Below are 24,568 nucleotides of genomic sequence, written 5' to 3'. Positions count from 1 at the left end.
CAACGCAGACGGAATGCGATCTCGCATTTCACGGCTCGCAACACGCTAGGGAGACCCGGACGGCCCGTCAATAGGTCTGGACCAAAGAAGACCCTTCCCCCGTCCGGAGCGAACCCGGAATCACCCCCTCCGAGGAGCGGCCGCCACCCTTCCCCAGGGGGGCGATTACCGCCACAAAGAGACTTAGCTTAGGCTTGCCTAACTCTCTGCGATCCGCATCGGGCCGTAGCCGTGTGCCGTCGGCCACCGCTGCGGCCTGCCCTCGCGCGGTCGCGGGGCCCGCTCCGTCTCCCAGCATGAGGAACACCCATGTCCCGGTTCATCCGCGCGCGTCGCCGCACGCTCGTCGCAACTGCCGCCGCCACCGCTCTCGTTCTCGCCGTGGGCGGCTGCTCGTCGGGCGACGGGGGCAAGGAGAAGTCCGCCGCGGCCACGAAGAGCTCCGGGGCGTTCCCCGTCTCCCTCAAGAGCGCGCTCGGCACCGCCGAGATCAAGGAGCGGCCCGAACGCGTCGTCACCCTCGGCCAGGGCTCCGCGGAGACGGCCATCGCGCTCGGCCACACCCCGGTCGGCATCGAGAAGTACGAGTGGGGCAGCGACAAGACCGGCTACCTGCCCTGGGTGCACGACGCGGTGAAGAAGTCCGGCGACAGACTGCCGGTCCAGTTCACCGGTGGCGAGGACATCGACTTCGAGGCGATCACCGAGCTGGAACCAGACGTCATCCTCGCGCCGTGGTCCGGGATCACGCAGAAGGACTACGACATCCTCAAGGACATCGCCCCCACCGTCGCCTATCCCGATCTGCCCTGGAGCACCGACTGGGACCAGCAGATCGACATCATCGCCAAGGCGCTGGGACAGCCCGGGCAGGCGAAGGTCCTCACCGCGGGGATCGAGAAGCAGCTGGCCGACGCGGCGGCGACCCGGCCCGCGTACAAGAAGCACACGTTCTCGTACATCTACAACACCGGACCCGGCACCCTCGGTGTGTTCAAGCCCGACGAGCAGCGCGTCAAGATGGTCTCCTCGCTCGGCCTCAAGGTCGACCCGGTGGTGAACACCTTCAAGGAGACCAAGGGCACCGACTCCGCGCTCATCGGCCTGGAGAACGCCGGGAAGCTGAAGGACAGCGACCTGGTCTTCACCTTCTACATGGACGAGAAGGCCCGCGCGGAGATCGAGGCCCAGCCGCTGTACGCGGCGATCCCGGCGGTCCGGAGCGGAGCCGTGGTGGCGGGCAAGGACAACTCCTTCGTCACCGCCTCCTCGATCATCAACCCGCTCACCGTGCCGTGGGTCGTGGACCGCTACCTGCCGCTGATCGACCAGGCCGTCAAGGCCGCCGACAACGGCTGAGCCGGGCCGCCGCACCCCATGGCCACCACCACCTCGCCCGCCCCGCCGGGCGCCGCCGGTACCGCGCGGTCCGGCGCCGTCCGGCGGCTGTTCCCGCTCATCCTCGTCATCGCCGTCCTGGCGTTCGCGGTGTGCGCGAGCGTCATGTACGGCAGCCGGACCACACCCTTCGGTGAGGTGCTGCGCGTGCTGGACGGCACCGCCGACGAAGGCGTCACCACCGTCGTCGAGAGCCGCTACCCGCGGACCGCGCTCGGCCTGCTCGCCGGTCTCTGCCTGGCCGTCGCGGGCACCCTGATGCAGGGGGTGACCCGCAATCCGCTGGCCGACCCGGGGCTGCTCGGGATCAACGCGGGCGCCAGCGCGAGCGTCGTCGCCGCGACGGCGTTCCTGGGCGCCTCGGGCGTCACGGAGACGATGTGGTGGGCACTGCCCGGTGCGCTGGGTGCCGGTCTGCTCGTCCACGTGATCGGCTCGGCGGGGTCGGGCAGCGGTCTCGTCCGGCTGGTGCTGGCTGGTGCGGTGCTCTCCGCGGTGCTGACGGCGTTCGTGCAGGCGGTGACCCTCAGCCACCCGAAGGTGTTCGACAGCTACCGGTACTGGGTCGTCGGCGCGCTCGGCGGGCGGGACTTCGACGTGTTCTGGTCGGTGCTGCCGTTCGCGGTGGCCGGTCTGGTGGTGGCCTGCCTGCTCGGTCCGGGCCTCAACGCGCTGGCGCTGGGCGACTCCACCGCGGCGTCCCTGGGGGCTTCCCCGGCGCTGGTGCGGGCGGGCGGGCTCCTGGCGGCCACCCTGCTGAGCGCGGCGGCGACGGCCGCGGTCGGCCCGGTCGCCTTCGTCGGGCTGGCCGTTCCGCATGTGGTGCGGGCGCTGGCCGGGGCGGACTTCCGGGCGCAGCTGGTGTTCTCGGCGCTGCTCGGTCCGGCGCTGCTGCTTCTGGCGGATGTCGTGGGGCGGGTGGTGATGCGCCCGCAGGAACTGATGGTCGGCGTGGTGACCGCGTTCCTCGGAGCGCCCGCGCTGCTCGTCGCCGTACGCAGGATGAGAGGCAACGCATGACATCGCGTCAGGCCGCGGTCCGCACCGCGCCGCCGTACAAGGTACTGACGGCCGGGCGGCGGGTGGCCCTGCCGGTCCGGCGGGTGCCGGTGCTGACGGCGCTGGCGCTGCTGGTGCTGCTGGCGGCGGGAGCCGTGGCCACGCTGTCGCTCGGGCGGCTCGGCATCGCGCTCGCCGATCTGCCCGGGGCGCTGGCCGGAGGGGCCGAGGGCAGGGACGCGTTCGTCCTGGAGCGGCTGCGCGGGCCCCGGCTGACGGTCGCCGTGGGGACCGGTGCGGCGCTCGGGCTCTCCGGGGCGCTGTTCCAGTCCGTCACCCGCAATCCGCTGGGCAGCCCGGATGTGATCGGGCTGGCCTCCGGCGCCGGTGCGGGCGCCGCGGTCGCCGCGCTGCTGTTCCCGGACACCGTGCCGGTGGCGCTGGGCGCGCTGCTCGGCGCGGTCCTCGCCATGGCCCTGGTGTACGTGTCGACCGGCACGGGCTTTCGCAGTCCGGCCCGGCTGGTGATCGCGGGCATCGGGGTGGCCGCGATCGGCACGGCGATCACCCAGTACGTCGTGTACGCGATGGAGCGGGACCGGGCCGCCGCGCTCACCGCCTATGTCAACGGCAGCCTGTCCGCGCGCTCCTGGACGGACGCCACGACGATCTGGCTGGTACTGCTCGCCGTCGCCCCGCTCACCGCACTGATCTCGCGGCGGCTGGACATCGGGGAGATGGGCGACGACCTCGCGAGCGCGCTGGGTTCAAGGCCGCGTACCACGAAGTCCGTCGCCGTGGTCCTGGCGATCGCGCTCTCGGCCGGTGCGGTGAGCGTCGCCGGGCCGGTCGCGTTCGTCGCGCTGACGGCTCCGCAGATCGCCCGGCGGATCACCCGGCTCTCCGGCCCGCACCTGGCGCTGTCGGCGCTGACCGGCGCGCTGCTGCTGGTACTGGCCGATCTGTGCGCCCAGCAGGTGCCTTTCCTCGGCCATCCGCCGGTCGGCATCTGCACGATGGCCGTTGGCGGTGTGTACCTGGGCTGGCTGCTGATCCGGGAGTGGCGCCGCGGGGTCCTCTGAGCCGGGGCCCGCTCTCTTCCGGGCACCTGGCCACCCCCTTCCTTGAACGCGTTCAAACGAGGCCGTAGAGTCACCACCGCACGAACTTGAACACGTTCAAGTCGAGGGGGCTTGGCGCTGTGATGCCGTCGTTGGTCAATGCGATCGTGATGCTGGGCATGCTGGTGGTGGTCCCGGCGGGGCTGCGGCTGGCGGGGGCGCCCGAGCTGGACCGGATACGCCGGGTGTGGCCGCTGTTCGCCGTGCCCGGTGCCCTCGCGCTCTGGCTGCCGCGCGGCACGGCGGCCGCCTCGCTCGCCGCCGTCTACGCCCTCGGGGCCTTACTGCTCGCGCTGCACGCGCCGCTACGGCTGCTCCGCGAGCCCCGGGCCTGCCGGGCACCGGCCGAGATCGCGCTGCTCACCGCCCTGGTCATGCCGTCGGTCGCGGCCACGGCCCTGCTCGCCGAACGCGCGGGGCACCCGCTCCTCGGCTTCGGCCTCGGCATCCTCGCGCTGACCGTGCCGCACTTCCACTTCGCGGGCTTCGCCGCCGCGCTGGTCGCCGGGCTCGTCTGCCGGATCACCGGCACCCGGGCGGGCCGGTTCGCCGCGCTGAGCGTGCCGCTGGGCACCCTGCTGGTGCTGGGCGGCTACTTCGTCGGCGACTGGGCCGAGCTGGCCGGCGCGGTCGTGCTGACCGCGGGCATGTGGACGGTCGCCCTGCTCACCTGGCGTTCGGTCCGCGGCCGCGGCCGCGAGCGGTCCACCCGGTCGCTGCTCGCGGTCTCCTCGGGCGTGCTCGCCGTCACCATGGTCCTCGCGCTGAGCTGGGCGCTCGGCGAGGCCACCGGACTCCCCCATCCCCCGCTGGGCTGGATGGCCGCCACCCACGGCCTGGGCAACGCGCTGGGCTTCGCGCTCTGCTCGCTGCTCGCCTGGCGACGGCTCCAGCACGACACCCACCACGAAGGACGGACCGCGTGAACGCGTTCACCTACCCGGAGGTCGGGGCCACCCGGCTCGGCCCGCTGCCCGACCGGTACCACCACCTCCGCCACCGCACCCGCGTCGGCCGCGGCCGGGCCGACCTCGACACGGTGGGCGCCGCCATCACCGGCTGGCGCATGCACCGCGCCGCCGGAGCCCGGGTCGAGGCGGCGGCGGACCGCGCCGAGGCCGGGGGCACCCTCACCGTCTCGCTCGGAGCGGGCCCCTTCCGCTTCACCGCGCCCTGCCGGGTCGTCTGGACCGCGTACGAACCCGACCGCGTCGGCTTCGCGTACGGGACGGCCCCCGGTCACCCCGAGTGCGGCGAGGAGTCCTTCGTGGCGGAGCTGGCGGACGACGGGACGGTGTGGTTCACCGTCACGGCGTTCAGCCGGCCGGCCGCCTGGTACGCCCGGCTCGCCGGCCCGCTCGTACCGGTCCTCCAGCGCTGGTACGCCCGCCGCCTCGGAAGCGCGCTGCGCCGGATAGCCGCCTGAGGCGGTTTCTGGCCGATACTGGAAGCGATGGAGTGGTTCACCGCGGACGGGTACTGGCTCAGCCGGCTGATCTTCCAGCGGGCTCTGGCCGCCGTGTACCTGGTCGCCTTCCTGACCGCCGCGCTCCAGTTCCGGGCGCTGATCGGCGAGCGCGGCATGCTGCCGGTGCCGGAGTTCCTGCGGCGCACCGACTGGCGCAGCGCCCCCGGTCTCTTCCGCCTGCACTACAGCGACCGCTGCTTCGCGGCGACCGCCTGGAGCGGCTGCGCGATCGCCGTGGCCCTGCTCATCGGCGCCGACGCGTACCTCCCGCTCTGGGCGGCGATGGTGCTCTGGGCACTGCCCTGGGCGCTGTATCTGTCGATCGTGCAGGTGGGCCAGACCTGGTACGGCTTCGGCTGGGAGTCGCTGCTGCTGGAGACGGGTTTCCTCGCCGTCTTCCTCGGCAACGGGCACACCTCCCCGCCGGTGCTGGTGCTGTGGCTGCTGCGCTGGGTGCTGTTCCGGGTCGAGTTCGGTGCCGGACTGATCAAGATCCGCGGCGACTCCTGCTGGCGGAACCTGACCTGCCTGTACTTCCACCACGAGACCCAGCCGATGCCGGGGCCGCTGAGCTGGTTCTTCCACCGGCTGCCCCGGCCGCTGCACCGGGCCGAGGCCGCGGCCAACCACGTCACCCAGCTGCTCGTGCCGGTGCTCCTGTTCACCCCGCAGCCGGTGGCGAGTGTGGCGGCGGGGCTGATGGTGGTCACCCAGCTGTGGCTGGTCCTCTCGGGCAATTTCGCGTGGCTGAACTGGCTGACGATCGTGCTGGCCCTGTCCGCCGTCGACTGGTCCGTGTTCGCCGGGCCGCCGCCCGCCCTGACGGCACCACCTCTCTGGTACGACGTGGTCGTGCTGGCGGTGAGCGCCCTGGTGGTGTTCCTCAGCTACCGTCCGGCGCGCAATCTGGTCTCCCGCCGCCAGGTGATGAACCGCTCGTTCGACCCGCTGCACCTGGTCAACACGTACGGCGCGTTCGGCAGTGTCAGCCGGGTCCGGCTGGAGGTGGTGGTGGAGGGAACGGACGAGCGGGTGCTCCACGACGGCACGCGCTGGCAGGAGTACGGTTTCCGCGGCAAGCCGGGCGATCCGCGCAGGCTGCCGCGTCAGTTCGCCCCGTACCATCTGCGGCTGGACTGGCTGATGTGGTTCGCGGCGCTCTCCCCCGCGTACGCCCGGCCGTGGTTCGGCCCGTTCGTGGAGCGGCTGCTGGAGAACGACCGCGACACCCTGCGGCTGCTGCGTCACAACCCCTTCCCCGGTGCCCCGCCGACGCACGTCCGCGCCCGGGTGTACCACTACCGGTACACCACGTGGCGCGAACTGCGGGCCACCGGACGCTGGTGGCACCGGAGCTATGTGCGGGAGTTCATGCCGCCGGTCTCGCTCGGTCCGTCCCGGACCGGACCGGCACGGCGGTCCTGAGCCGCCTCGGGCGGGTCACTTGGACTCCTCCCGGGCCCGCAGCAGCCGGGTGATCTGCTTGACGAGTTCGTCGTCGCTGGTCACCTTCTTCCCGGAGACCAGGGCGCCGAGCCGCTCCGCCGTCTGGAAGTCGTAGGCGCGCTCCCGTTCCGTACCGGGGACCTTCTCGTACTCGTCCTCCGCCCGGAAACCGACGGTCACGTCGACCAGTTTCGCGATGATCCAGGTGAGCACGAAGGAGAAGGCGATCACACAGACGATGGCGAGGAGCTGCTTGCCCAGCAGCCCCCAGCCGCCGCCGTAGAACAGGCCCTTCTTGCCACTGATCCGCGCGGTGGCGAACAGGCCGACCATGATCAGCCCGACCATACCGCCGACCCCGTGCACCCCGACCACGTCAAGCGTGTCGTCCACGGCGAACCGGTACTTGAGCGTGATCGCGAAGGCGCAGACCGCACCGACCACGAGCCCGGTGATGACCGCGCCCAGGGCGTTGACCTCGCCACAGGCCGGGGTGATGGCGACCATGCCCGCGACGGCGGAGGAGACCACGCCCATCGTGGTGACCGTGCCGGTGCGCCACTTCTCCACCAGCGGCCAGGTGACCATGGCACCGGCGGCGCCCAGCTGGGTGTTGAGGAACGCCGCGCTCGCGGCCCCCTGGGTGGTGAGCGCCGAACCGGAGTTGAAGCCGAACCAGCCGAACCACAGCAGCCCGACGCCGATCACCACCAGCGGGATGTTGTTGGGGCGCTCCTCCCGGCGGGCGAAGTCGCGCGGGGCCCGCAGCACCAGCGCGACGGCCAGCCCGGAGATCCCGGAGTTGAGTTCCACCGGCAGGCCGCCCGCGAAGTCCAGCGCGCCGAGATGCTTGACGATCCAGCCGTCCTGGTCGAACACCCAGTGCGCGAGCGGGACGTAGACGATGAGCAGCCACAGCACGACGAAGACGAGCCAGCCGCGCATCCTGGCGCGGTCCGCGATCGAGCCGCTGATCAGCGCGACCGTGATGATCGCGAAGCCCATCTGGAAGGTGCTGTAGACATAGGTGGGGATGTGGCCGGTGAGAGTGGTCAGCCCGATGTCGTGCATGAACACGTGATCGAGGTTGCCGATGAGTCCGGCTCCGCCGACGTCCGGCCCGAAGGCCAGCGTGTAGCCGATCGCCCACCACAGGAGCGTTCCGAAGGCCAGCGCGGCGAAGCTCATCTTGATCATCATCAGGATGTGCTGGGTGCGCACCATGCCGCCGTAGAAGAACGCCAGTCCCGGCGTCATCAGCAGCACCATGGCGGTGGAGGCGAGCAGCCAGGCGGTGTCACCGGAGTCGTACGCCGGTGGCATCGGCGCGGGGGCGAAGTTCATCGGCGGATACCTCGTCGTGGTGGGGGGTCAGGGCTTGCGCAGGGCGGGGGCGGGGTGGCCGGTCAGCTGCCGGCGTACGGCGTCCCAGGCCGCGGTGTGCGCGGCGGCGACCCGTACGGGGCTGTCGTCCAGCAGCCGCAGCCAGGCGCCGCAGTCCCGGGGCAGCACGCTGACCCCGTACAGGAGACCGGAGCCGGCGAGCGCCGTGTGGAGGGTGTCGGCCAGCTCGGCGGCCGGGACGCGGTCGGTGACGACGAAGAGCGAGGCGACGTGGTCGTGCCCGGCGAACACTCCGGGGCCGAGGACACCGCCGCCCGCCCCGCCCGGGTTCAGCCGCAGGGTGTCGAGGGCCAGGAGGGTTCCGTCGGGGCGGGCGATGCGCAGATCGGTGGCGAGGGCCCGGTAGGCGTGGCGCTCGCCGCGGGCGAGCCGCCCGGCGGTCACGGTGTCGCCGAGGAGCACGGTGGCGCCGGGGGCGGCCGTGACCTCGGTGCGCTGGTAGAAGCGGGCGTCCCTGAACGGGATCAGCGGGTCGGGCAGGTACTCCACGTAGGCGCCGTCCTCCGCCGCGAGGTGCACGCGCTGGCTCGCGTAGTCGTGCTCCATCCGGAAGATCTTGGTCGCCGCCTGGGTGGTCAGGTGCACCTGGGTGCCGGGACCGCAGCGGAAGTCCATGCGGTAGCGGTCGGCCTGGGCGATGCCGCCGCCGGTCGCCATCAGGTAGACGTAGCTCATGCCGGGCATCGCCGCGTCGATCCACAGCGGTCGCATGATCTGGAGCGGGGTCTTCTGGTAGCGCTCCACGAGTTCGGTGCGCCCACCCCGTACGGCGAAGGCCAGGTCGAGGATGCCGACCTTGGCCGGGGAGCCGGGCCCCAGCGTGTCGGGCACGGACGCCAGGGCCGCCACCTCCGGGGGAAGCCGGTCCGCGGTGTAGTAGCCAGGGGCGAGCCGGTCCGGCCGGGGCGGCGACGGGGTGGGCCGCATCTCAGATCAGCGCCTTGCGGCGGGACGCGAGGTAGCCCGCGACGTCCTCGACGCCGATGCCGGTGAGGCAGTCGGTGAGGACGACAGGCCGGTCCCCGCGCACCTTGTGGGCGTCGGACTCCATGACGCCGATGTCGGTGCGTACGTACTTCGCGATGTCGATCTTGTTGATGACGAGCAGGTCGGACTCGGTGATGCCCGGTCCGCGCTTGCGGGGCATCTTCTCGCCCTCGGCGGTGTCCAGCACGAAGATGAAGAGGTCGACCAGGGCCGGGCTGAAGGTGAGGGTGAGGTTGTCGCCGCCGGATTCGTAGAGCAGGGTGTCGGTGTCCGGGAAGCGCTCCAGCATCTCGGCCCCGGCGGCCAGGTTCATCGTGGGGTCGTCACGGACGGCGGTGTGCGGGCAGGCGCCCGTCTCCACGCCGACGACGCGCTCCGGTGCGAGGACCCCGGCGAGGGTGCGGCGGATGTGCTGGGCGTCCTCCTGGGTGTAGATGTCGTTGGTGATGACGCTCGGGCGGTGGCCGCGCTCGATGAGCACCGGCACCAGCGCCTCGATGAGCGCGGTCTTGCCGGAACCGACCGGTCCGCCGATACCGACCCGCAGTACGTTGTCGTCCATGGTGTTCCCTGTTCCTCGGATCAATGGGGGGATGGGGTGGGTTCAGCTGGCGAACAGCCGTGCCTCGGCACGTTCGTGACGGCCGGACATGATGTCCGAGGCGAAGACGGTGGCGCCGACGTCGTCGAGTTCACGCCGCAGCGCCGCCTCGGCGGTCTCCTCGATGACGGGTGCGGCGTACCGCAGCAGGACCTGTGCCCCGCGGTGGTCGGTGAGCCGCAGCCGCAGCGCGGCTCCCGCGAAGCTCGCGCAGAACGCGAACAGGTCGGCGGCGACCGCCTGGCGGGCCGGGACACCGGCCGCCGCGTGGATGACCCCGGCGGCCACCGCCTGGGTGCCGGGTGACTCGCCGCGTACGACACGGTCGAAGTGCGCGGTGATCTCCGGACGGCCGAACACCTCGGCGGCGAGGTCGAGAAGCTGCCGCCCGGTCCGGGTGGCAGCCTGGCGCATCTCGCGCCCCAGCTTGGTGGCGAACAGGTGCTCGTCGATCCGGACGACGGCCGCCGCGTCGCCCGCCCGGGTGGCCCGGTGGGCGAGCGCGAGCGCGGTCGCGTCGGCCGGGCCCACCCCGTGCCGCAGCAGGTCGGCCAGCAGCTCAGGAAGGCTCTCCCGGTCGACCGCCCCGGCGTGCGCGAAGCCCTCCAGACTGTGCGAGAGCGTGTAGAAGCCGCTGGGGAACGCCGAGTCGGTCAGCTGGAGGCTGACCAGCAGCGGCCCGAGCGCCGGTTCGGCGTCCGCGGCGGCACCGGGCCTCGCCGGGGCGGGCAGCACCCCGCCCCGGATCTCTTCCTCGTCTCGGTACACGGTCCTGGTCCTTCTGCCCTAGACCAGGAAGTACAGGTGGTTGAGGGGCAGTTCCTCGGCCGGGTCGATGGTGGCGACCTTGCCGTTGAGGGTGACCTTGAACGTTTCGGGGTCGACCTTGATGTCGGGCAGCGTGTCGTTGCGGACCATGTTGTGCTTCCCGATGGTCCGGGTCCGCCGCACCGGCAGCACCGTGCGTTCCAGGCCCAGTTCGGCCGGGACACCGGCGGCGATCCCGGCCTGGGACATGAAGGTGACGTGGGTCGTGGGCAGGGCCTTGCCGAACTGCCCGAACATCGGCCGGTAGATCACCGGCTGCGGTGTCGGCAGCGAGGCGTTGGGGTCGCCCATCTGCGCCCAGGCGATGATGCCGCCCTTGATGATCATCTTCGGCTTGGCCCCGAAGGAGTGCATGGGCCAGAGCACGATGTCAGCGAGCTTGCCCTTCTCGATCGAGCCCACGTGGTCGGAGATCCCGGTCGCGATGGCCGGGTTGATGGTGACCTTCGCAAGGTAGCGGAGCACCCGCTGGTTGTCGTTGCGGGCGGAATCGCCCTCCAGGGTGCCGAGCTTGTCCTTGCAGTGGTGGGCGATCTGGAAGCACCGGGTGACGGACTCGCCGACCCGGCCCATCGCCTGCGAGTCGGACGAGATCATGCTGATCACACCGAGGTCGTGCAGGACCGACTCGGCGGCGATGGTCTCGGCGCGGACGCGGCTGTCGGCGAAGGACACGTCCTCGGGGATGTCGTGGCTCAGGTGGTGGCAGACCATGACCATGTCGAGGAGCTCGTCCACCGAGTTCTTGGTGTACGGGAGCGTCGGGTTGGTGGACGACGGCAGGATGTTGGGTTCCCCGGCGACCCGCAGGATGTCCGGGGCGTGTCCGCCGCCCGCGCCCTCGCTGTGGAAGGTGTGGATGGTGCGGCCGTCGATCGCGGACCGGGTGTCCTCGAAGAATCCGCTCTCGTTGAGGCTGTCGGTGTGGATGGCCACCTGGATGTCGTGCCGGTCGGCGACCTTGAGCGCGTTGTCGATCACGGCGGGCGTCGCGCCCCAGTCCTCGTGGACCTTCAGCGCGCACACTCCAGCCCTGACCTGCTCCTCCAGCGCTTCCGGGAGGCTGCCGTTGCCCTTGCCCATGATGCCCAGGTTGATGGGGATGCCCTCGGCCGCCTGGAGGAACCGGGCGATGTTGAACGGTCCGGGCGTGCAGGTGGTGCCGTTGGTGCCGTCGGAGGGGCCGGTGCCGCCGCCGATGAGGGTGGTGATGCCGTTGGTGAGCGCCTGCTCGGCCTGCTGCGGTGCGATCAGGTGGACATGGGTGTCGATGGCGCCCGCGGTGGCGATGAGGTGTTCACCGGCGATGGCCTCGGTGCCGGGTCCGACGACCAGGTCCGGGTGGACGTTGTTCTGTGTCTGCGGGTTGCCGGACTTGCCGATGCCCGCGATGAAGCCGTCCTTGATGCCGATGTCGCACTTCACGACACCGACGACGGGGTCGATGACCACCACGTTGGTGATGACGGTGTCGAGCGCGCCCTGGGCGGCGGTGGCCTGCGGGTCGGAGGCCATGCCGTCACGCATGGTCTTCCCGCCCCCGTAGACGACCTCGTCGCCGTACAGGCCCTCGCTGTAGTCCTTCTCGACCTCGACGACGAGATTGGTGTCGGCGAGGTGGAAGCGGTCGCCGACCGTCGGGCCGAACATGTCGGTGTACTGCTTGCGCGGCAGGATGGGCATCAGCGCGACCCCTTCTTCTTTTCCTTGGCGTCCTTCGAGGCCTTCGTGTTCTTGGAGCTCTTGCCGTCGCCGGTGCTCTTGCCGTCGCCGGTGCTCTTGCCGTCGCCGGTGCTCTTGCCGCCCCCGGCCTGCTCCTGGGCCCCGGCGAAGCCCAGCTCGATCGCCTTGCGGACGGCCTCGACCCGTACCGGCTGCGAGGCGAGGCTGCCGTTGAACAGCCCGCTGAAGCCGACGAGCCGGCCCGTTCCCGCGTACGCGCACAGCTCCACCTCGCGCGTGCCGCCGGGCTCGATGCGCACCGAGGTGCCCGCGGGGATGTCGAGGTGCATGCCGAGCGCCCGCTGCCGGTCGAACGACAGCGCCGAGTTGACCTCGAAGAAGTGGTAGTGCGAGCCGACCTGGACCGCGCGGTCCCCGGTGTTGCGCACGGTGAGTTTCACCCTGCGGCGGCCGGCGTTGATCTCGATCGGTTCCTTGCCGTAGATATACCTCTGACGGGATGTCATGCGGTGCTCCTGATGACTCGGCCCGCACCGTGGACATGCCGGTGCGGATGCGGGTGCGGGTGCGCGGCCCCGTGGCCGTGGGGGGTGGCAGGGGGGTGGGAGTGTCCGTGGGAGTGGCCCTCGCCCGGCGGGTGGGTGTGGGCGTGGCCATGGTGGTCGGCTGCGGTGAGTCCGGCCGCGATGCCGTCGTCGCCGTGCTCGCCCCGGTGCCGTGCGTCGGCCACCCGCTCGGCGAGCACCCGGGCCAGCGCCGCCGGGGAGAGCAGCGGACCGCCGTCCTCGACCCGCGTACCGGGTACGTCCGGGAGCGGCGGCCGGGCGAACGCCGCGGGGAGCAGCACCACGTCCCGGGCTCCGAGCAGCAGGCAGCGACGGACGCCCTCGGCCAGGTCGGGGTCTCCCCCGGTGAACGCGACCTCGACCAGTCCGTGTCGGCCGTGACGGCGGACCAGGCTCGCGACGCGGTACAGCTCGGCGTCCTCGAAGGGATCCCCGGCCGGGGCGGTGATCAGCAGCGCGGCGGTGTCGGCGGCCCGGCCCGCCGCCGCGCGCAGCCAGGCGGTCAGATGCTGCGAGGTGCCGAACGGTCCGGCCAGCACGGTCCGGGCACGGGCTGCGGGGGGCAGTGCGCGCAGGGTGCGGGCGGTGTCCGCGACGAGTTCCGGGTCACGGCCGAGTGTCATCGGTACGACACAGCTCTCCTCGCCGCGGCGGGCCAGGGCGGTGACGGTGCGGAAGAGGGCGCGCCCGTCCCGTACGACGGTCGTCCCCGTCTCCGCGAGTTCGCGCAGGGCGGCTCCGTACGCGGCTTCGTGGCCGCAGACGGCGATCACCCGGCAGGGCCCGGACACCGGTCAGCCGCCGATGGGGTCGTGACAGGAGACCAGCTTGGTGCCGTCCACGAAGGACGCCTCGATCTGGAGCAGGCCGAGCATCTCCCGTACACCGGGCATGGTGTCGTCCTCGCCCACGACGTGGCGGCCGAGCTCCATGCAGTCGGCGACGCTCCTGCCGTCACGGGCGGCTTCCAGGATCGCCTCGCTGATCAGTGCCACGGCCTCGCTGTAATTGAGCTTGAGGCCGCGGCCCTGGCGTTTGCGGGCCAGGTCGGCCACGACGTAGACCAGCAGTTTGTCGATCTCGCGGGGGGCGAGGTTCATCGTCAGTACCTTCTCTGGGGGTGCGGGAGTGTGGGGCGGCCCTGGGCCGGGTGGTCAGCCGCTTTTCCGCAAGCGGGGCAGCAGCGGGACCGCCGCCATGAAGGCCCAGGTCACGAGGATGAACGGCCAGGTGAAGGTGTGGCCGCCGAACGGTTTGAACAAGGAGGTCAGGGAGGCGGTCAGGCCGGTGGAGGCGGCGGCGCCGAAGAGCGCGTACGCCCCGTTCCACACCGTGCCGGTGAGGAAGACCGCGCCGATCGCGATGCCGACGAGCACGGCGTTGTACCCGTAGATCCCGTTCGCGATCAGTGCGGTGGGAGCGCCCAGTGCCCAGGCGGCGACGATTCCCACGACGCTCCCCGCCGCCGCGAAGAGCACCACCCGCACTCCGGCGCAGGCCAGGCCGACGAGCATGATGAGCCCGACGTACCACGCGTCGACCAGGAAGATCTGCGAGACGTTGGTGAAGAAGCCGTGCCACAGGTCGCTCCAGGAGATCGCGGTGGACCCGTTGGTGGTGCTGGACACGGCCTTCGGGGCGCCGTGCCAGATCCGCGCGAAGGACGGCGCGCCGAGCACCATGACGCCGGAGACCAGGCAGAACGGTGCGGTGAGCGCGGTCAGTCCGTACGGCTTCAGCAGGGCTGTCAGCGCCATCGTCAGCACGGTGCACATGATCGAACCGACCACCGCCAGCACATAGGTGGCGGGGTGGTGCCCCAGCGAGGTGACCAGGGCGATGCCGGTGAGGCAGCCGGAGTACCCATGGAGGCCGAGGGCGATGGAGGAGCGGTCGACGCCGAAGGCATAGGCCGTCAGCGTCGAGAGGGCGGCGCCCAGGGTGGCGAAGAGTCCGATCTGCCAGCCGGCCGCCCAGAGCGCGGCGAGGATGAACGCCCCGGTCCACAGGCACGACTGGAGGTCCACCTGCCCGACGCCGCGGACGGTGGCCAGCAGGAAGGCGGTCGGTTGCCGCTTCTCCAGTTCGCGGACGGCGGCCGGCTCGGCGAGAGACAAAGGAAGCTCCAGCGGATAGCGGTGGGACGGATCGGCGGCATGGCCCAGTGCCGGTCACGGTGAGAAACCGGGTGCTTTCGATCTGCTGCCATCAACGCACAGGACTCCGCGCTCTTCGCGCGGTACGGCGTTCCATTGCGCTGTTGGAGTCGGCAACCGCGCCGTCGGGCGTGGGACGCGGGCGGGGCACGGTCCGCCCGCTAGCTTCGGTGGATGTCCCCGCAGATGCGGTTGCACCACCGCACCCACCCCGACCACCATCCCGGCGCGCAGCCCTCCATCGTGGCGGCGGTCGCGGTCGGCGGCGCCGCCGGGGCACTGGCCCGCTATGGTGCCGAGCGCCTGTGGCCGACCGGACCCGAGGCGTTCCCCTGGACGATTCTGCTGGTCAACGCGGTGGGCTGTTTCCTCATGGGCGTCCTGATGGTGACCTTGAAGCTGCGCTTTCCCGGCGCGCCCCGGCTGATCAGTCCGCTGCTGGGCACCGGGGTGCTCGGCGGGTTCACCACGTTCTCGCACTACACGGACAATGTGCGGCAGCTCTTCACCGAAGGCAGCACCGGCTACGCGGTCGGCTGTCTGCTGCTGACCATCGTGGCGGCGCTGGCCGCGGTGACGGCGGGTGCCTTCGCCGCCCACCTGGCCCTCGGGCACGGGTACGCGGACACGGCCGAGGGTGCCCGATGACGGACTGGCTGCTGGTGGTCGTCGGCGGGCTGGTCGGTGCGCCGCTGCGCTATCTGCTCGGTGTGGACGCGAAGTTCCGCCTCCACACCGCCTTTCCGTGGGGCACGTTCGCCGCGAACGCGGGAGCGGCGCTGTTCCTCGGGTACGTCTCCGAGGCGGTGACCGACGGGGATCTCGGGCCCCGGCTCCAGCTGCTGCTCGCCACCGGATTCTGCGGGGCCCTGTCGACCTGGTCCACCTTCTCGTACGAACTGCTGACCTTCGCCTCGGCCCGCCGCATGGCCCTCGCCGCCGGGTATCTGACGCTCACCGTCGCCGCGGGCATCGGGCTGTCCTTCGCCGGGGCGGCGCTGGCGGACGCGGTCCGTTGAACGGGACGGCCCGGTGCGCGGGACCGCGGAACAGCGGAACGGCCCCGGTCCGCACAGAGCGGACCGGGGCCGAAAAGAGAGGGTTTCCGCGACGCGGAAGGGGGTCAGTCGATGCCGGGCAGGATGTGCGGCTCGGCGAGGTCGTCCTCGTAACCGGCCAGCCGGATCGGGGCGGACCTGGCCCAGACCTCGATGTTCCGAAGCTTCTCGGGCCCGCGGGCCCGGTCCGTGTGCCGTTCGGCCGGGCGCTTCTCGTGCTTCGTCAGTTCCGGTGTCGTCACCGCGCACTCCTTCGTGTCGCGTAGCCCCGGGCAGCGGCGAGAGTCCGGCCTCACAGCCGGAATCGACGCCCGTGCGGGGCAGGGGCAGAGAACAGCTCGGTCGCGGTGGCGCCGGGTACGGGGCGGGACGGCGACCTGGTTGACAAGTCTGTCCCAGGACGGTCGAGGAGGGTTTGTGGACTTCTCGATGGCGCCCGTTCACATCAGAGTAACCAAATGAGCGCCGCTACGCTCGATGGAACGTGTGCAGTAGGTCACTTTCGGCCACCTCATGCGGATAAGACCTGTCCGCGATCACGGTCCGGAGGACGTCCGTAACGGATCGCGCGGCACCGCTCCCCGTGCGTCCGGGGCTGCGACACGCACGAAGCCGACGGCATCCGCACCGTCGGCTCCCGCGTTCCCTCTCCCCGCGGCTACCAGTTGGCGGGGGCGTAGTCCTTGAGGAAGCAGCCGTACAGATCCTCGCCCTCCTCGCCGCGCACGATCGGGTCGTAGACGCGGGCCGCGCCGTCGACCAGGTCGAGCGGGGCGTGGAAGCCCTCCTCCGCCAGGCGGATCTTGTCGGGGTGCGGGCGCTCGTCGGTGATCCAGCCGGTGTCGACGGCGGTCATCAGGATGCCGTCGTTCTGGAACATCTCCTGGGCGCTGGTGCGGGTCAGCATGTTCAGGGCGGCCTTGGCCATATTGGTGTGCGGGTGACCGGCACCCTTGTAGCCGCGGCTGAACACGCCCTCCATCGCGGAGACGTTGACCACGTAGGCCCGCTTGCCCGCGGTCGCCGCCATGGCCGGGCGCAGCCGGCTGATCAGGATGAACGGGGCGGTCGAGTTGCAGAGCTGGACCTCCAGCAGCTCGATCGGCCCGACCTCGTCGACGGTCTGGATCCAGCTGTTGGTGTGGTGCAGGTCGGGTACGAGGCCGCCCGCGTCGATCGCCGTCCCGGCGGCGATCCGCTCCAGCGAGGCGGAACCGGTGACCAGGGCGAGCTCGGTGACGTCCTGCGCGCTCAGCCCCTCCTTGCGGGCGGACGGCAGGGCGGCCACCCGGTCGACGGTGCCGCTGCCGAAGGTGCCGATGACCTCGGCGGCGGGCAGCTCACCGGCCGGGAGCGGCGCGGACTCGGCGTTGACCAGCTCGCTGTACGCGTTCGCGGAGCGGCGCACCGTCTGGGCCGCGTTGTTGATCAGGATGTCCAGCGGACCCTCGGCGGCCACCGAGTCGGCGAGCGCGACGACCTGGGCGGGGTCACGCAGGTCGATGCCGACGATCTTCAGCCGGTGGATCCACTCGTCGCTGTCCGGCATCGCCTTGAAGCGGCGGATCGCGTCGTTGGGGAAACGGGTGGTGATGGTGGTGTGGGCGCCGTCGCGCAGCAGCCGCAGCGCGATGTACATGCCGATCTTCGCCCGGCCGCCGGTCAGCAGGGCACGCCGTCCGGTGAGGTCGGTGCGGGCGTCGCGGCGCGCACGGTTCTGCGTCGCGCACGACGGGCAGAGCTGGTGGTAGAACGCGTCCACCTCGGTGTACCGGGTCTTGCAGATGTAGCAGGACCGGGGCCGCTGGAGCACGCCGGCGATCTCACCCCGGGTGGACGACGAAGGCAGCACGCCCTGGGTCTCGTCGTCGATCCGGTCGGCCGAACCGGTCGCGGTGGCCTCGGTGACCGCCTTGTCGTGGGCGGTCTTGGCGGCGCGGCGCTCCTGGCGGCGGCGCTGCTTCACCGTCCGGTAGATCCCGGCGGTGGCACGGCGCACGGCGATGGCGTCGGGGTGGTCGACCTCGATCATGTCGAGCTCGTCGAGCACGCTCAGGCAGACGGCCAGCCGCGCCGGGTCGATCCCGGGGCCGAACCCCTCCGTACCGGGAGCGAGCTCCGGGCTGTCCTCTGTCACCGTCATTGCCGTTCCTCTGCCGTCCGTCTCTTGTGGCGCCGACCGCCGTATCCGCTTCTGCCGGGCCGAAACGCCCCGGTCAAGTCTGCCATGCACCTGATGCTGCTCCGTTCGCGTGACACCGCGGGGCCGTCCGGCGGCCGGGGACGGTACCGTTCGCAGCGGCGTGGTGACCGGCCGGCCCGGCGGTGGCCGGGAACTGCCGGGTTTCCGCCGGAGTGGGACCGTTGTTCGCGGGTAGGCGGACACCGAGAAGCTGTCACCGAACACCCCTGCGTCGCCCTGGCTGGAGCACATGAACGAACAGGTCACCTCGCGGCCGACCGACGGGCCCTGCCCGGACCGGTCCCCGGAGGTTCTGCACAGCGCCGAGGTGTTCGACGGCGAGCCCGGCTGTATCGCACAGGCCCGTGCGCTGGCGGACCGCTTCCTGGTCCGGCTGGCCGCCGAGTGGCTCGCCGTCCTGGGCGAGCGCACCCGCAGCGATCTGCTGCTGGCGGTGAGCGAGCTGGTCACCAACGCCGACCGCTACAGCCAGGGCCCGTACCTGCTGGAGCTGGAGGGAACCGCGGAGCGCGTCAGCGTGACGGTGTACGACTCCAGCACCGCCCTTCCCCTGTTCTACTCCCCCGATCCGGCGCGCCCCGGCGGCCACGGCATGGAGATCGTGGTGGCGGTGTGCGACCGGCTGACCGCCGAGCGCGTGCCGGTGGGAAAGCGCATCCGGGCCGAGTTCGAGCTGAGCAGCTGAGCCTGCGGGCTGTGGGGCGGGCGGGACGCCGCCCGCCCCACGACCACGGCCGGCGGGATCAGCGGCGTTCGAAGACGCAGTCGCCGCACAGTCCGCCCGCCGCTGTGCGGTAGTAGAGGCAGCAGCTGCGGCGGCGGAACGCGGCGTCGTGCGGGGTACCGGTCATCCGCAGGTCCGGGTGGTCGAAGAGTTCCGCGGTGAGCGCGCGGGCCCGCGCCGCCACGTCGGGACGGCGGTGGGCGCCCGCCCAGGAGACCAGCTGGCGCAGGGCTCCCGCGAGAGCTGAGCCCGCGTTGCCCCACAGCAGCCGTGCGGACAGCGGGCCGTCCCGGTGGACCGCCTCGGCGAGCGGCACCAGGTGCCCGTACTGGACGGTCTCGCGAATCCGGTCGGCGGTCCCAGGCAGCGAGCCGGTGCCGTCCAGCCACAGATCGTCGGGGGACGAGGGCCGCGGATCCCAGTGGAGGGCGCCGGGCGGCAGATCCGGAAAGCGGCCGGTGGCCGCCGCCGGTCCGAGCGCCACCGACCAGAGGCGGGCGGCCAGCCCGAGGTGCGCGATCGAGGCGGCCACCCTGCGCTCGGAGGTTCCCAGCCGGGCCGCGACCGCGTCGACGCGGGCCGTCAGCGGGGCCTGCTCCCCCGCGTACAGCCGTGCCAGCGACCGGTGTTCGCCTCCGGGCGGGGCGGTGGTCCGCAGCGCGAAGAACCCGTCCACCGGGGCCGCCGGGAACTCCTCCATGGCCTGTGCTCCCTCCCGGCGCTCCGGCAGTCCGGCATGGAGCGACCGCGCCCACCGTAGACCCATGGGCTGAGCGGCGGCCCTCCCGGGTGGATGGGCCACCGTCCGGGGGTGGAGATGGGTACGACGGCTGTACTACCGAAGCAGTACGTGCGATTGCCCTCTCAGGGACGACGACGCGGCGCCCTCGGAACGACAGGGTGGGGTACATGAGTTCCCTTGCGCTTTCCGTGCTGTTGTCCCTGGTCTCCGCGGTCGCCTACGCGGCCGGGGCGATCGTCCAGGAGCGCGTGGCGACCACCGGTGACGGCGGTTCGCTCGCACCGCTGCGCAACCGGGTCTGGTGGGCCGCCGTGGCGCTGAACGGGGTGGGCGCGGTGCTGCATGTCGTGGCGCTGGCCTACGGTCCGCTCAGCCTCGTCCAGCCGCTCGGCGCGCTGACCATCGTCTTCGCCCTGCCGATGGCGGCGCTCCTCGTCCGCAGGCGGGCGGGGGCCACCGCGTGGCGGGGCGCGGTCCTGGCGGCCGCGGGGCTGTCGGGGCTGCTCGCGCTGACGGGGCACAGCGGATCCCACGCGCTGAGCGGTCCGGATCAGCTGCTGCTCGCCGGGGTGGCGCTCGGCGCGGTCACGCTGCTCGCCGTGGTCGCCGCCGCGGGCGTGCGCCGTCCGGTGGTGCGCAGTGTGGTCCTGGCGGGGGCCGCGGGCATCGCGTTCGGCATCGCCTCGGTGTTCATAAAGGCGGTGACGGTGGCGTGGACCTCGGGTGCGGTGGTGGTCGGGCTGGTGACGATCGCCGTGTTCGCCTCCGCCGGGACGCTGCTCTCGCAGGCCGCGTACCGGGGCGCCGGGCTGACGGCGCCGCTGGCGACGGTGACCGTGGCGAATCCGGTGGTGGCGGCGGTCGTCGGCATCGCCCTGTTCGGGGAGCGGTTCCGGTACGGCACGCCCGGGACGGTGCTCGCGCTGGCCTGTGCGGTGGTCGCCGGGGGCGGCCTGGTGCTGCTCATGACGGAGCGGCTGGGCGCGGAGCGCGGTGAGGAGGGGGACGGCGGCCCCCCGGCCGCGGATGCCGCCGCGCGGCCGGCCGGCGCCGCCCTGCTCGCGGAACCGGCTCCGCGGCCACTGCCCTCGGTCCTGCCGCTGGAGTGCGTGGACCGGGTGACGTTCGGTACGGAGCGGGCGGGGTCCGGACCGGACGGCCCGCCGCCCGGTCCGGACGCCGCCTTTCAGACCTTGACGCCGCCCGCCCTGAGGTAGGCCAGCGGGTCGACGTCGGATCCGTAGCCGGGGCCGGTGCGGATCTCGAAGTGCAGGTGCGGTCCGGTGACGTTGCCGGTGGCCCCGGAGCGGGCGATGCGCTGGCCCGCCGTGACCTTCCGGCCCTCGCGCACGTGCACCGCGGACAGGTGGGCGTACTGGCTGTACTTGCCGTCGCTGTGCCGGATCACGACCTGGTAGCCGTACGCCCCGCCCCAGCCCGCCGAGACGACCGTGCCGGAGGCGATCGCCCGGATCGACGTACCGGTGGGGACCGGGAAGTCGACCCCGGTGTGGTAGCCGCTGGCCCAGGAACCGGGCTTGTGGTACGGGGTGCCCAGGCCGGCCGCCACAGGGGCGACGAGACCGGGGTGGTGCGCCGTCGGCTTCTTGGCCGGGCGGCTCTCGTCCTTCTTCGGGTGCGGCTTGGGCTTGGCGGTCTCGTGAGGGGTCTTCGGCCGGGGCGCGGGCTTGGCCGACTCGTGCCGCGGCTCGGGCTTCGCGGTCTCCTGGTGGGGCTTCGCCGCCTGCCGCTGGGGGGCGGTGGCACGGTCGTGGCGCTCGGTGTTCGGGGTGTCGGCGCGGTGCGGTGCGGTGGCCTTCCGGGGCTTCGGCGCGGCCTCGGGCCGGGTCCGCTCCTGCGGCCGGGACTCCGCCGGGCGCGATGCGCGGGCGGTGTCCAGACGCAGCCGTTGTCCGGGCAGGATGAGGTCCGGGTCGTCGCCCACCACCTCACGGTTCTGGGAGTAGAGCTGCTGCCAGCCGCCCTTGAGGCGCTTGTTCGCCGCGATCGCCGAGAGCGAGTCCCCGCGGGCCACGGTGTACGACTCCCGCTTGCCGGGCACGGTGGTCGGCGTGGCGGGGGCGGAGGTGCGCGGCGCCTTCGGCGTCCCGGTCCGCAACTGGCCCGTGCGCTGGGACTGCGGGGCGATGTCGGGGGCCTGCCCGTCACGGGTCAGCCCCGCCTTGGTGGAGCAGGCCGGCCAGGCTCCCGGCCCCTGGGCGTCGAGCACCTTCTCGGCGACGGCGATCTGCTGCCCTCGGGTGGCCAGGTCCGCGCGCGGGGCGTAGACCGTGCCGCCGTAGGCCGCCCAGGTGGAGCGGGTGAACTGCAGCCCGCCGAAGTGGCCGTTGCCGTTGTTGATCTGCCAGTCGCCGGTGGACTCGCAGGCGGCGACCTTCTCCCAGACATCCGTCGGGGCGGCCTGTGCCGGAATCGCTGCGATGAGCGGGAGCGCGAGGCCCGCACCGCCCGCGGTGACCGTGAGCGAAGCACGGTTGATCCGGCTGGGCTGATACTTGCGGTGCCGTCCGTTCGCGGCCATGACTTGGCTCCCCCACTGGCATAGGACACGTCGCAATCGCCCAACTTATGGCCAGACGAAGGAAGATGACAAGAGAGCGAGGGGGCGCACCGGGCACGGGGGCGCGGCCCCCGCGCCGCCGACCCGTACCCGCCCCGCCCGCCTCACACCGCCGCCGACCGGGTCAGGGCGCCGGAACGCCCGCCCGGGTGGCGGACCGGCGCCGCGCCGCCGCTTCCACGAGCGCGGCCATGACCCGGGGGTCCTCGCCCGCCTCGGGATGCCACTGGACCCCCAGCACCAGGCTGTCGTGGCCGGTCAGCTCCACCGCCTCCACGGTGCCGTCCTCCGCGTGGGCGCTCGCCGTGAGCCCGGCCCCCAGGCGGCCCACCGCCTGGTGGTGGTACGTCGGTACCGCGACCGGCTCGGCGACGGCTTCGGCGTACCGGGTGCCGGGCACCGGGGTGACGGTGTGTTCGGCGAAGACGCCGGTGCCGCCGGTGTGCCCGTCCAGGTGCTGGCGCAGGGTGCCACCGCGGGCCACGTTGAGCAGCTGCATGCCCCGGCAGATACCGAGCAGCGGGACGCCCCGGTCGATCGCCGCCTCGATCAGCGCCAGCTCCCAGGCGTCGCGGGTGCGGCTCGGCGGGCCGGTACGGGGGTCGGGGCTCGCGCCGTAGCGGGCCGGTTCGACATCGGCGCCGCCCGCGACGACCACACCGTCCAGCGCCTCGACGGCCTCCCGGGCCGCGTCGGCGGTGTCGTCGGGCGGCAGCATCACCGCCAGCCCGCCCGCCGCCCGCACCAGGCGCGGGTAGCCGGCGGGCAGCAGGGCGGCGGGCATCTCCCACACACCCCACCGGGCCGGTTCCTGGTAGGTGCTGATGCCGATGACGGGCCGGGCCATGCGTCCTCCTCCGTTTCGTTCCGACTTCCTTACGCGGTCCGCGCGTTCACTCTCCCGAAAGCTCGGCCTCGGCCGCCGCCAGGGCGGCGAACTCCTCCTCGGGGGCGCTGGCGACCAGGCGGTGGCGGCTGTAGAACGCGAAGTAGGCCAGCGCCACCCCGTACACACCGAGCGCGATGAACGCCGCGTCCCGGTCCACCAGGAAGGTCGCCACCAGGGCCGAGCATGCCAGTACGAAGGCCACGGAGGAGGTGAGCGCGCCGCCGGGTGTGCGGTAGGGGCGTTCGAGCTCCGGTTCGCGGCGGCGCAGCACGATGTGGGAGAGCGCCATCAGCGCGTAGCTGATGGTGGCGCCGAAGACCGCGACATTCAGGATCCGGCCGCCGTTGCCGATCCAGGCGGCCAGGGTGAAGCCGATGGCGCCGGGGATCAGCAGGCCGAGGTAGGGGGACTTGCGGCGGTTGGTCAGCGAGAGGAAGCGCGGCAGGTACCCGGCCCGGGACAGCGCGAACAGCTGACGGGAACCGGCGTAGATGAGCGAGAAGAACGACGCCACCAGTCCGGCCAGGCCCGCGTAGTTGACGAAACGGCTCAGCCCGGTGGGCCCGCCCTCGCCCTCCAGCGCGACCACCAGCGGGTTGCCCGCCTCCTGGACGGCCCTGGACCCCTGGGCCCCGGTGGCGGCGAGGAAGGTGAGCACCGCCAGCCCCACCAGCACGGTCAGCGAGATGGCCAGCGCCCTCGGCATCGACCTGACCGGGTCCTTGGCCTCCTCCGCGGCAAGCGGTACGCCCTCGACCCCGAGGAAGAACCACATGCCGAAGGGGAAGGCGGCCCAGATCCCGAGCAGTCCGAAGGGCAGCCAGCTCGACGCGCCGAGGGCGCCGTGGTCCACCGGGATGTCGTCGAGCCGGCTGGCGTCGAATTCGGTGAGCGCGCCGACCGCGAAGACGAGCAGGGCGGCCACCGCGATGGCGGTCACGACCAGGCTGAACCGCAGCGCCTCGCCGACGCCCCACAGGTGGATACCGATGAACAGGGCGAAACAGGCGAGGTAGACCGGCCAGCCGGAGGTGAGCCCGAACAGGCCGAGGGACTGGACGTAGTCGCCGATGAACAGCGAGATCGCGGCGGGGGCGAGGATGTACTCGATGAGGATGGCCGTTCCGGTCAGGAAGCCGCCCCAGGTGCCGAGCGCCCGGCGCGCGAAGCCGTAGCCGCCGCCCGCGGTGGGCAGGATGGCGGAGAGCTCGGCCAGCGCGAAGACCAGGCAGGCGTACATCAGGCCCATCAGCGCCATGGCCGCGGCGAGTCCGCCGAAGCCGCCCTTGGACAGGCCGATGTTCCAGCCGGAGTAGTCGCCGGACACGACGTACGCGACACCGAGCCCGGTGAGCAGCAGCCAGCCCGCGCTGCCCCGGCGCAGGGTCCGGCGGTGCAGGTACGCGTCGGCGCCGGACGGTTCGCCGGGTGGGCTGGTGGGGGTGTCGGTTCCCTGGGCCATGGGCGCTCCAGATGTGTGGCGACGGCTCTGCGTCACGGCGGAGAGGCGGGAGGACCGAGAGACGGGGAGGGGCGCGAGACGGACCGACCCTCGATCAAAGGTTCAAGCGCACACCTTTGTGGAACGTCCGGTGAAACACAAGGGTCCTTCACCGAACGGCGGTTTTGGATATCGCACTCCCTCGACATGCCAGCGTCTGACGGGTTCGCGCACCGCCCACGGCCAGGCCCTCTTCCCAAGCAATGGTCTCCT

The 24,568-nt window shown here is 72.1% G+C and carries 25 protein-coding genes; 10 read left to right on the top strand and 15 right to left on the bottom strand.

Annotation, left to right across the window (positions count from 1 at the left end; translation table 11 throughout):
• Nucleotides 1–309: 309 nt before the first annotated feature.
• From ACFVWY_RS09870 to ACFVWY_RS09845, 6 genes are all read left to right on the top strand, one after another.
• On the top strand, nucleotides 310–1,359 hold the full coding sequence (locus ACFVWY_RS09870) for an iron-siderophore ABC transporter substrate-binding protein (RefSeq protein ID WP_389869207.1): 1,050 nt from the start codon (nucleotides 310–312) through the stop codon (nucleotides 1,357–1,359).
• A gap of 18 nt (nucleotides 1,360–1,377) precedes the next feature.
• On the top strand, nucleotides 1,378–2,418 hold the full coding sequence (locus ACFVWY_RS09865; protein WP_389869204.1) for a FecCD family ABC transporter permease: 1,041 nt from the start codon (nucleotides 1,378–1,380) through the stop codon (nucleotides 2,416–2,418).
• Nucleotides 2,415–3,479: a FecCD family ABC transporter permease gene (locus ACFVWY_RS09860; protein ID WP_389869201.1), complete on the top strand. Its 1,065-nt coding sequence runs from the start codon at nucleotides 2,415–2,417 to the stop codon at nucleotides 3,477–3,479. Before ACFVWY_RS09865 ends, ACFVWY_RS09860 begins: the two co-directional genes overlap by 4 nt.
• A 122-nt stretch (nucleotides 3,480–3,601) precedes the next feature.
• Nucleotides 3,602–4,444, top strand: coding sequence for a YndJ family protein (locus ACFVWY_RS09855; RefSeq protein WP_389869199.1), 843 nt, complete (start codon nucleotides 3,602–3,604; stop codon nucleotides 4,442–4,444).
• Complete coding sequence (locus ACFVWY_RS09850; RefSeq protein ID WP_389869196.1) at nucleotides 4,441–4,944, top strand: DUF1990 family protein; 504 nt, start codon at nucleotides 4,441–4,443, stop codon at nucleotides 4,942–4,944. The genes ACFVWY_RS09855 and ACFVWY_RS09850 overlap by 4 nt, the downstream gene beginning before the upstream one ends.
• Before the next feature lie 27 nt (nucleotides 4,945–4,971).
• The gene (locus ACFVWY_RS09845; RefSeq protein WP_389869194.1) at nucleotides 4,972–6,411 is read left to right on the top strand and encodes a lipase maturation factor family protein; all 1,440 of its coding nucleotides are present in this window, start codon (nucleotides 4,972–4,974) and stop codon (nucleotides 6,409–6,411) included.
• Between the two features lie 15 nt (nucleotides 6,412–6,426).
• Here the strand turns inward: ACFVWY_RS09845 and ACFVWY_RS09840 are convergent, their stop codons facing one another.
• From ACFVWY_RS09840 to ACFVWY_RS09800, 9 genes are read right to left on the bottom strand one after another with little or no spacing between them, the layout of a single operon-like run.
• Nucleotides 6,427–7,776, bottom strand: coding sequence for an ammonium transporter (locus ACFVWY_RS09840; protein WP_389869191.1), 1,350 nt, complete (start codon nucleotides 7,774–7,776; stop codon nucleotides 6,427–6,429).
• Between the two features lie 27 nt (nucleotides 7,777–7,803).
• A complete protein-coding gene (locus ACFVWY_RS09835) occupies nucleotides 7,804–8,763 on the bottom strand; it encodes an urease accessory protein UreD (RefSeq protein ID WP_389869188.1) in 960 nt (319 codons plus the stop codon).
• 1 nt (nucleotide 8,764) lies between these two features.
• Entirely contained in the window at nucleotides 8,765–9,385 is a 621-nt protein-coding gene (gene ureG / locus ACFVWY_RS09830; RefSeq protein ID WP_389869185.1) for an urease accessory protein UreG, read from the bottom strand.
• A gap of 42 nt (nucleotides 9,386–9,427) precedes the next feature.
• The gene (locus ACFVWY_RS09825) at nucleotides 9,428–10,192 is read right to left on the bottom strand and encodes an urease accessory protein UreF (RefSeq protein WP_389869183.1); all 765 of its coding nucleotides are present in this window, start codon (nucleotides 10,190–10,192) and stop codon (nucleotides 9,428–9,430) included.
• 18 nt (nucleotides 10,193–10,210) lie between these two features.
• Nucleotides 10,211–11,935 (bottom strand): urease subunit alpha, encoded by a 1,725-nt coding sequence (gene ureC / locus ACFVWY_RS09820; RefSeq protein ID WP_389869181.1) that lies wholly within the window; start codon nucleotides 11,933–11,935, stop codon nucleotides 10,211–10,213.
• Nucleotides 11,935–12,441, bottom strand: a complete 507-nt coding sequence (locus tag ACFVWY_RS09815; RefSeq protein WP_389869178.1) for an urease subunit beta — start codon at nucleotides 12,439–12,441, stop codon at nucleotides 11,935–11,937. Before ACFVWY_RS09815 ends, ureC begins: the two co-directional genes overlap by 1 nt.
• On the bottom strand, nucleotides 12,438–13,292 hold the full coding sequence (locus tag ACFVWY_RS09810) for a cobalamin biosynthesis protein CbiX (RefSeq protein ID WP_389869176.1): 855 nt from the start codon (nucleotides 13,290–13,292) through the stop codon (nucleotides 12,438–12,440). Before ACFVWY_RS09810 ends, ACFVWY_RS09815 begins: the two co-directional genes overlap by 4 nt.
• 3 nt (nucleotides 13,293–13,295) lie before the next feature.
• Entirely contained in the window at nucleotides 13,296–13,601 is a 306-nt protein-coding gene (locus ACFVWY_RS09805; RefSeq protein ID WP_376688282.1) for an urease subunit gamma, read from the bottom strand.
• Between the two features lie 54 nt (nucleotides 13,602–13,655).
• Nucleotides 13,656–14,618, bottom strand: a complete 963-nt coding sequence (locus ACFVWY_RS09800) for an urea transporter (protein ID WP_389869172.1) — start codon at nucleotides 14,616–14,618, stop codon at nucleotides 13,656–13,658.
• Nucleotides 14,619–14,831: 213 nt separating this feature from the next.
• On the opposite strand from ACFVWY_RS09800, the gene ACFVWY_RS09795 reads away from it, so the two are divergent.
• The gene (locus ACFVWY_RS09795) at nucleotides 14,832–15,305 is read left to right on the top strand and encodes a fluoride efflux transporter FluC (RefSeq protein WP_389869170.1); all 474 of its coding nucleotides are present in this window, start codon (nucleotides 14,832–14,834) and stop codon (nucleotides 15,303–15,305) included.
• The gene (locus ACFVWY_RS09790) at nucleotides 15,302–15,676 is read left to right on the top strand and encodes a fluoride efflux transporter FluC (RefSeq protein WP_389869168.1); all 375 of its coding nucleotides are present in this window, start codon (nucleotides 15,302–15,304) and stop codon (nucleotides 15,674–15,676) included. The genes ACFVWY_RS09795 and ACFVWY_RS09790 overlap by 4 nt, the downstream gene beginning before the upstream one ends.
• A 104-nt stretch (nucleotides 15,677–15,780) precedes the next feature.
• Here ACFVWY_RS09790 and ACFVWY_RS09785 read toward each other — a convergent pair whose 3' ends face one another.
• Entirely contained in the window at nucleotides 15,781–15,957 is a 177-nt protein-coding gene (locus tag ACFVWY_RS09785) for a hypothetical protein (protein WP_389869165.1), read from the bottom strand.
• A gap of 416 nt (nucleotides 15,958–16,373) precedes the next feature.
• Nucleotides 16,374–17,858 carry an SDR family NAD(P)-dependent oxidoreductase gene (locus tag ACFVWY_RS09780; RefSeq protein ID WP_389869163.1) on the bottom strand — a complete coding sequence of 495 codons (1,485 nt, stop codon included), beginning with the start codon at nucleotides 17,856–17,858 and terminating at the stop codon, nucleotides 16,374–16,376.
• 289 nt (nucleotides 17,859–18,147) lie between these two features.
• Here ACFVWY_RS09780 and ACFVWY_RS09775 point away from each other — a divergent pair, with 289 nt between their 5' ends.
• On the top strand, nucleotides 18,148–18,603 hold the full coding sequence (locus ACFVWY_RS09775) for an ATP-binding protein (protein ID WP_389869161.1): 456 nt from the start codon (nucleotides 18,148–18,150) through the stop codon (nucleotides 18,601–18,603).
• 58 nt (nucleotides 18,604–18,661) lie between these two features.
• On the opposite strand, the gene ACFVWY_RS09770 is transcribed toward ACFVWY_RS09775, so the two are convergent.
• Nucleotides 18,662–19,342, bottom strand: coding sequence for a (2Fe-2S)-binding protein (locus tag ACFVWY_RS09770; RefSeq protein WP_389869158.1), 681 nt, complete (start codon nucleotides 19,340–19,342; stop codon nucleotides 18,662–18,664).
• Nucleotides 19,343–19,551: 209 nt separating this feature from the next.
• Between ACFVWY_RS09770 and ACFVWY_RS09765 the strand changes: the two genes are divergently transcribed.
• Nucleotides 19,552–20,601, top strand: a complete 1,050-nt coding sequence (locus ACFVWY_RS09765; protein WP_389869156.1) for a DMT family transporter — start codon at nucleotides 19,552–19,554, stop codon at nucleotides 20,599–20,601.
• Here ACFVWY_RS09765 and ACFVWY_RS09760 read toward each other — a convergent pair.
• From ACFVWY_RS09760 to eat, 3 genes are all read right to left on the bottom strand, one after another.
• On the bottom strand, nucleotides 20,571–21,926 hold the full coding sequence (locus ACFVWY_RS09760) for a transglycosylase family protein (protein WP_389869153.1): 1,356 nt from the start codon (nucleotides 21,924–21,926) through the stop codon (nucleotides 20,571–20,573). The genes ACFVWY_RS09765 and ACFVWY_RS09760 overlap by 31 nt on opposite strands.
• Nucleotides 21,927–22,089: 163 nt before the next feature.
• Nucleotides 22,090–22,812, bottom strand: a complete 723-nt coding sequence (locus ACFVWY_RS09755; protein WP_389869150.1) for a gamma-glutamyl-gamma-aminobutyrate hydrolase family protein — start codon at nucleotides 22,810–22,812, stop codon at nucleotides 22,090–22,092.
• 46 nt (nucleotides 22,813–22,858) lie between these two features.
• Entirely contained in the window at nucleotides 22,859–24,316 is a 1,458-nt protein-coding gene (gene eat / locus ACFVWY_RS09750) for an ethanolamine permease (RefSeq protein WP_389869148.1), read from the bottom strand.
• Nucleotides 24,317–24,568 lie beyond the last annotated feature (252 nt).

Source organism: Streptomyces sp. NPDC058195 (genome assembly GCF_042883525.1).
In the GTDB taxonomy this organism is placed as follows: Bacteria; Actinomycetota; Actinomycetes; order Streptomycetales; family Streptomycetaceae; genus Streptomyces.
The sequence above is the reverse complement of the archived record's forward strand: the minus strand, read 5'-3'. Positions and strand labels throughout refer to the sequence as shown.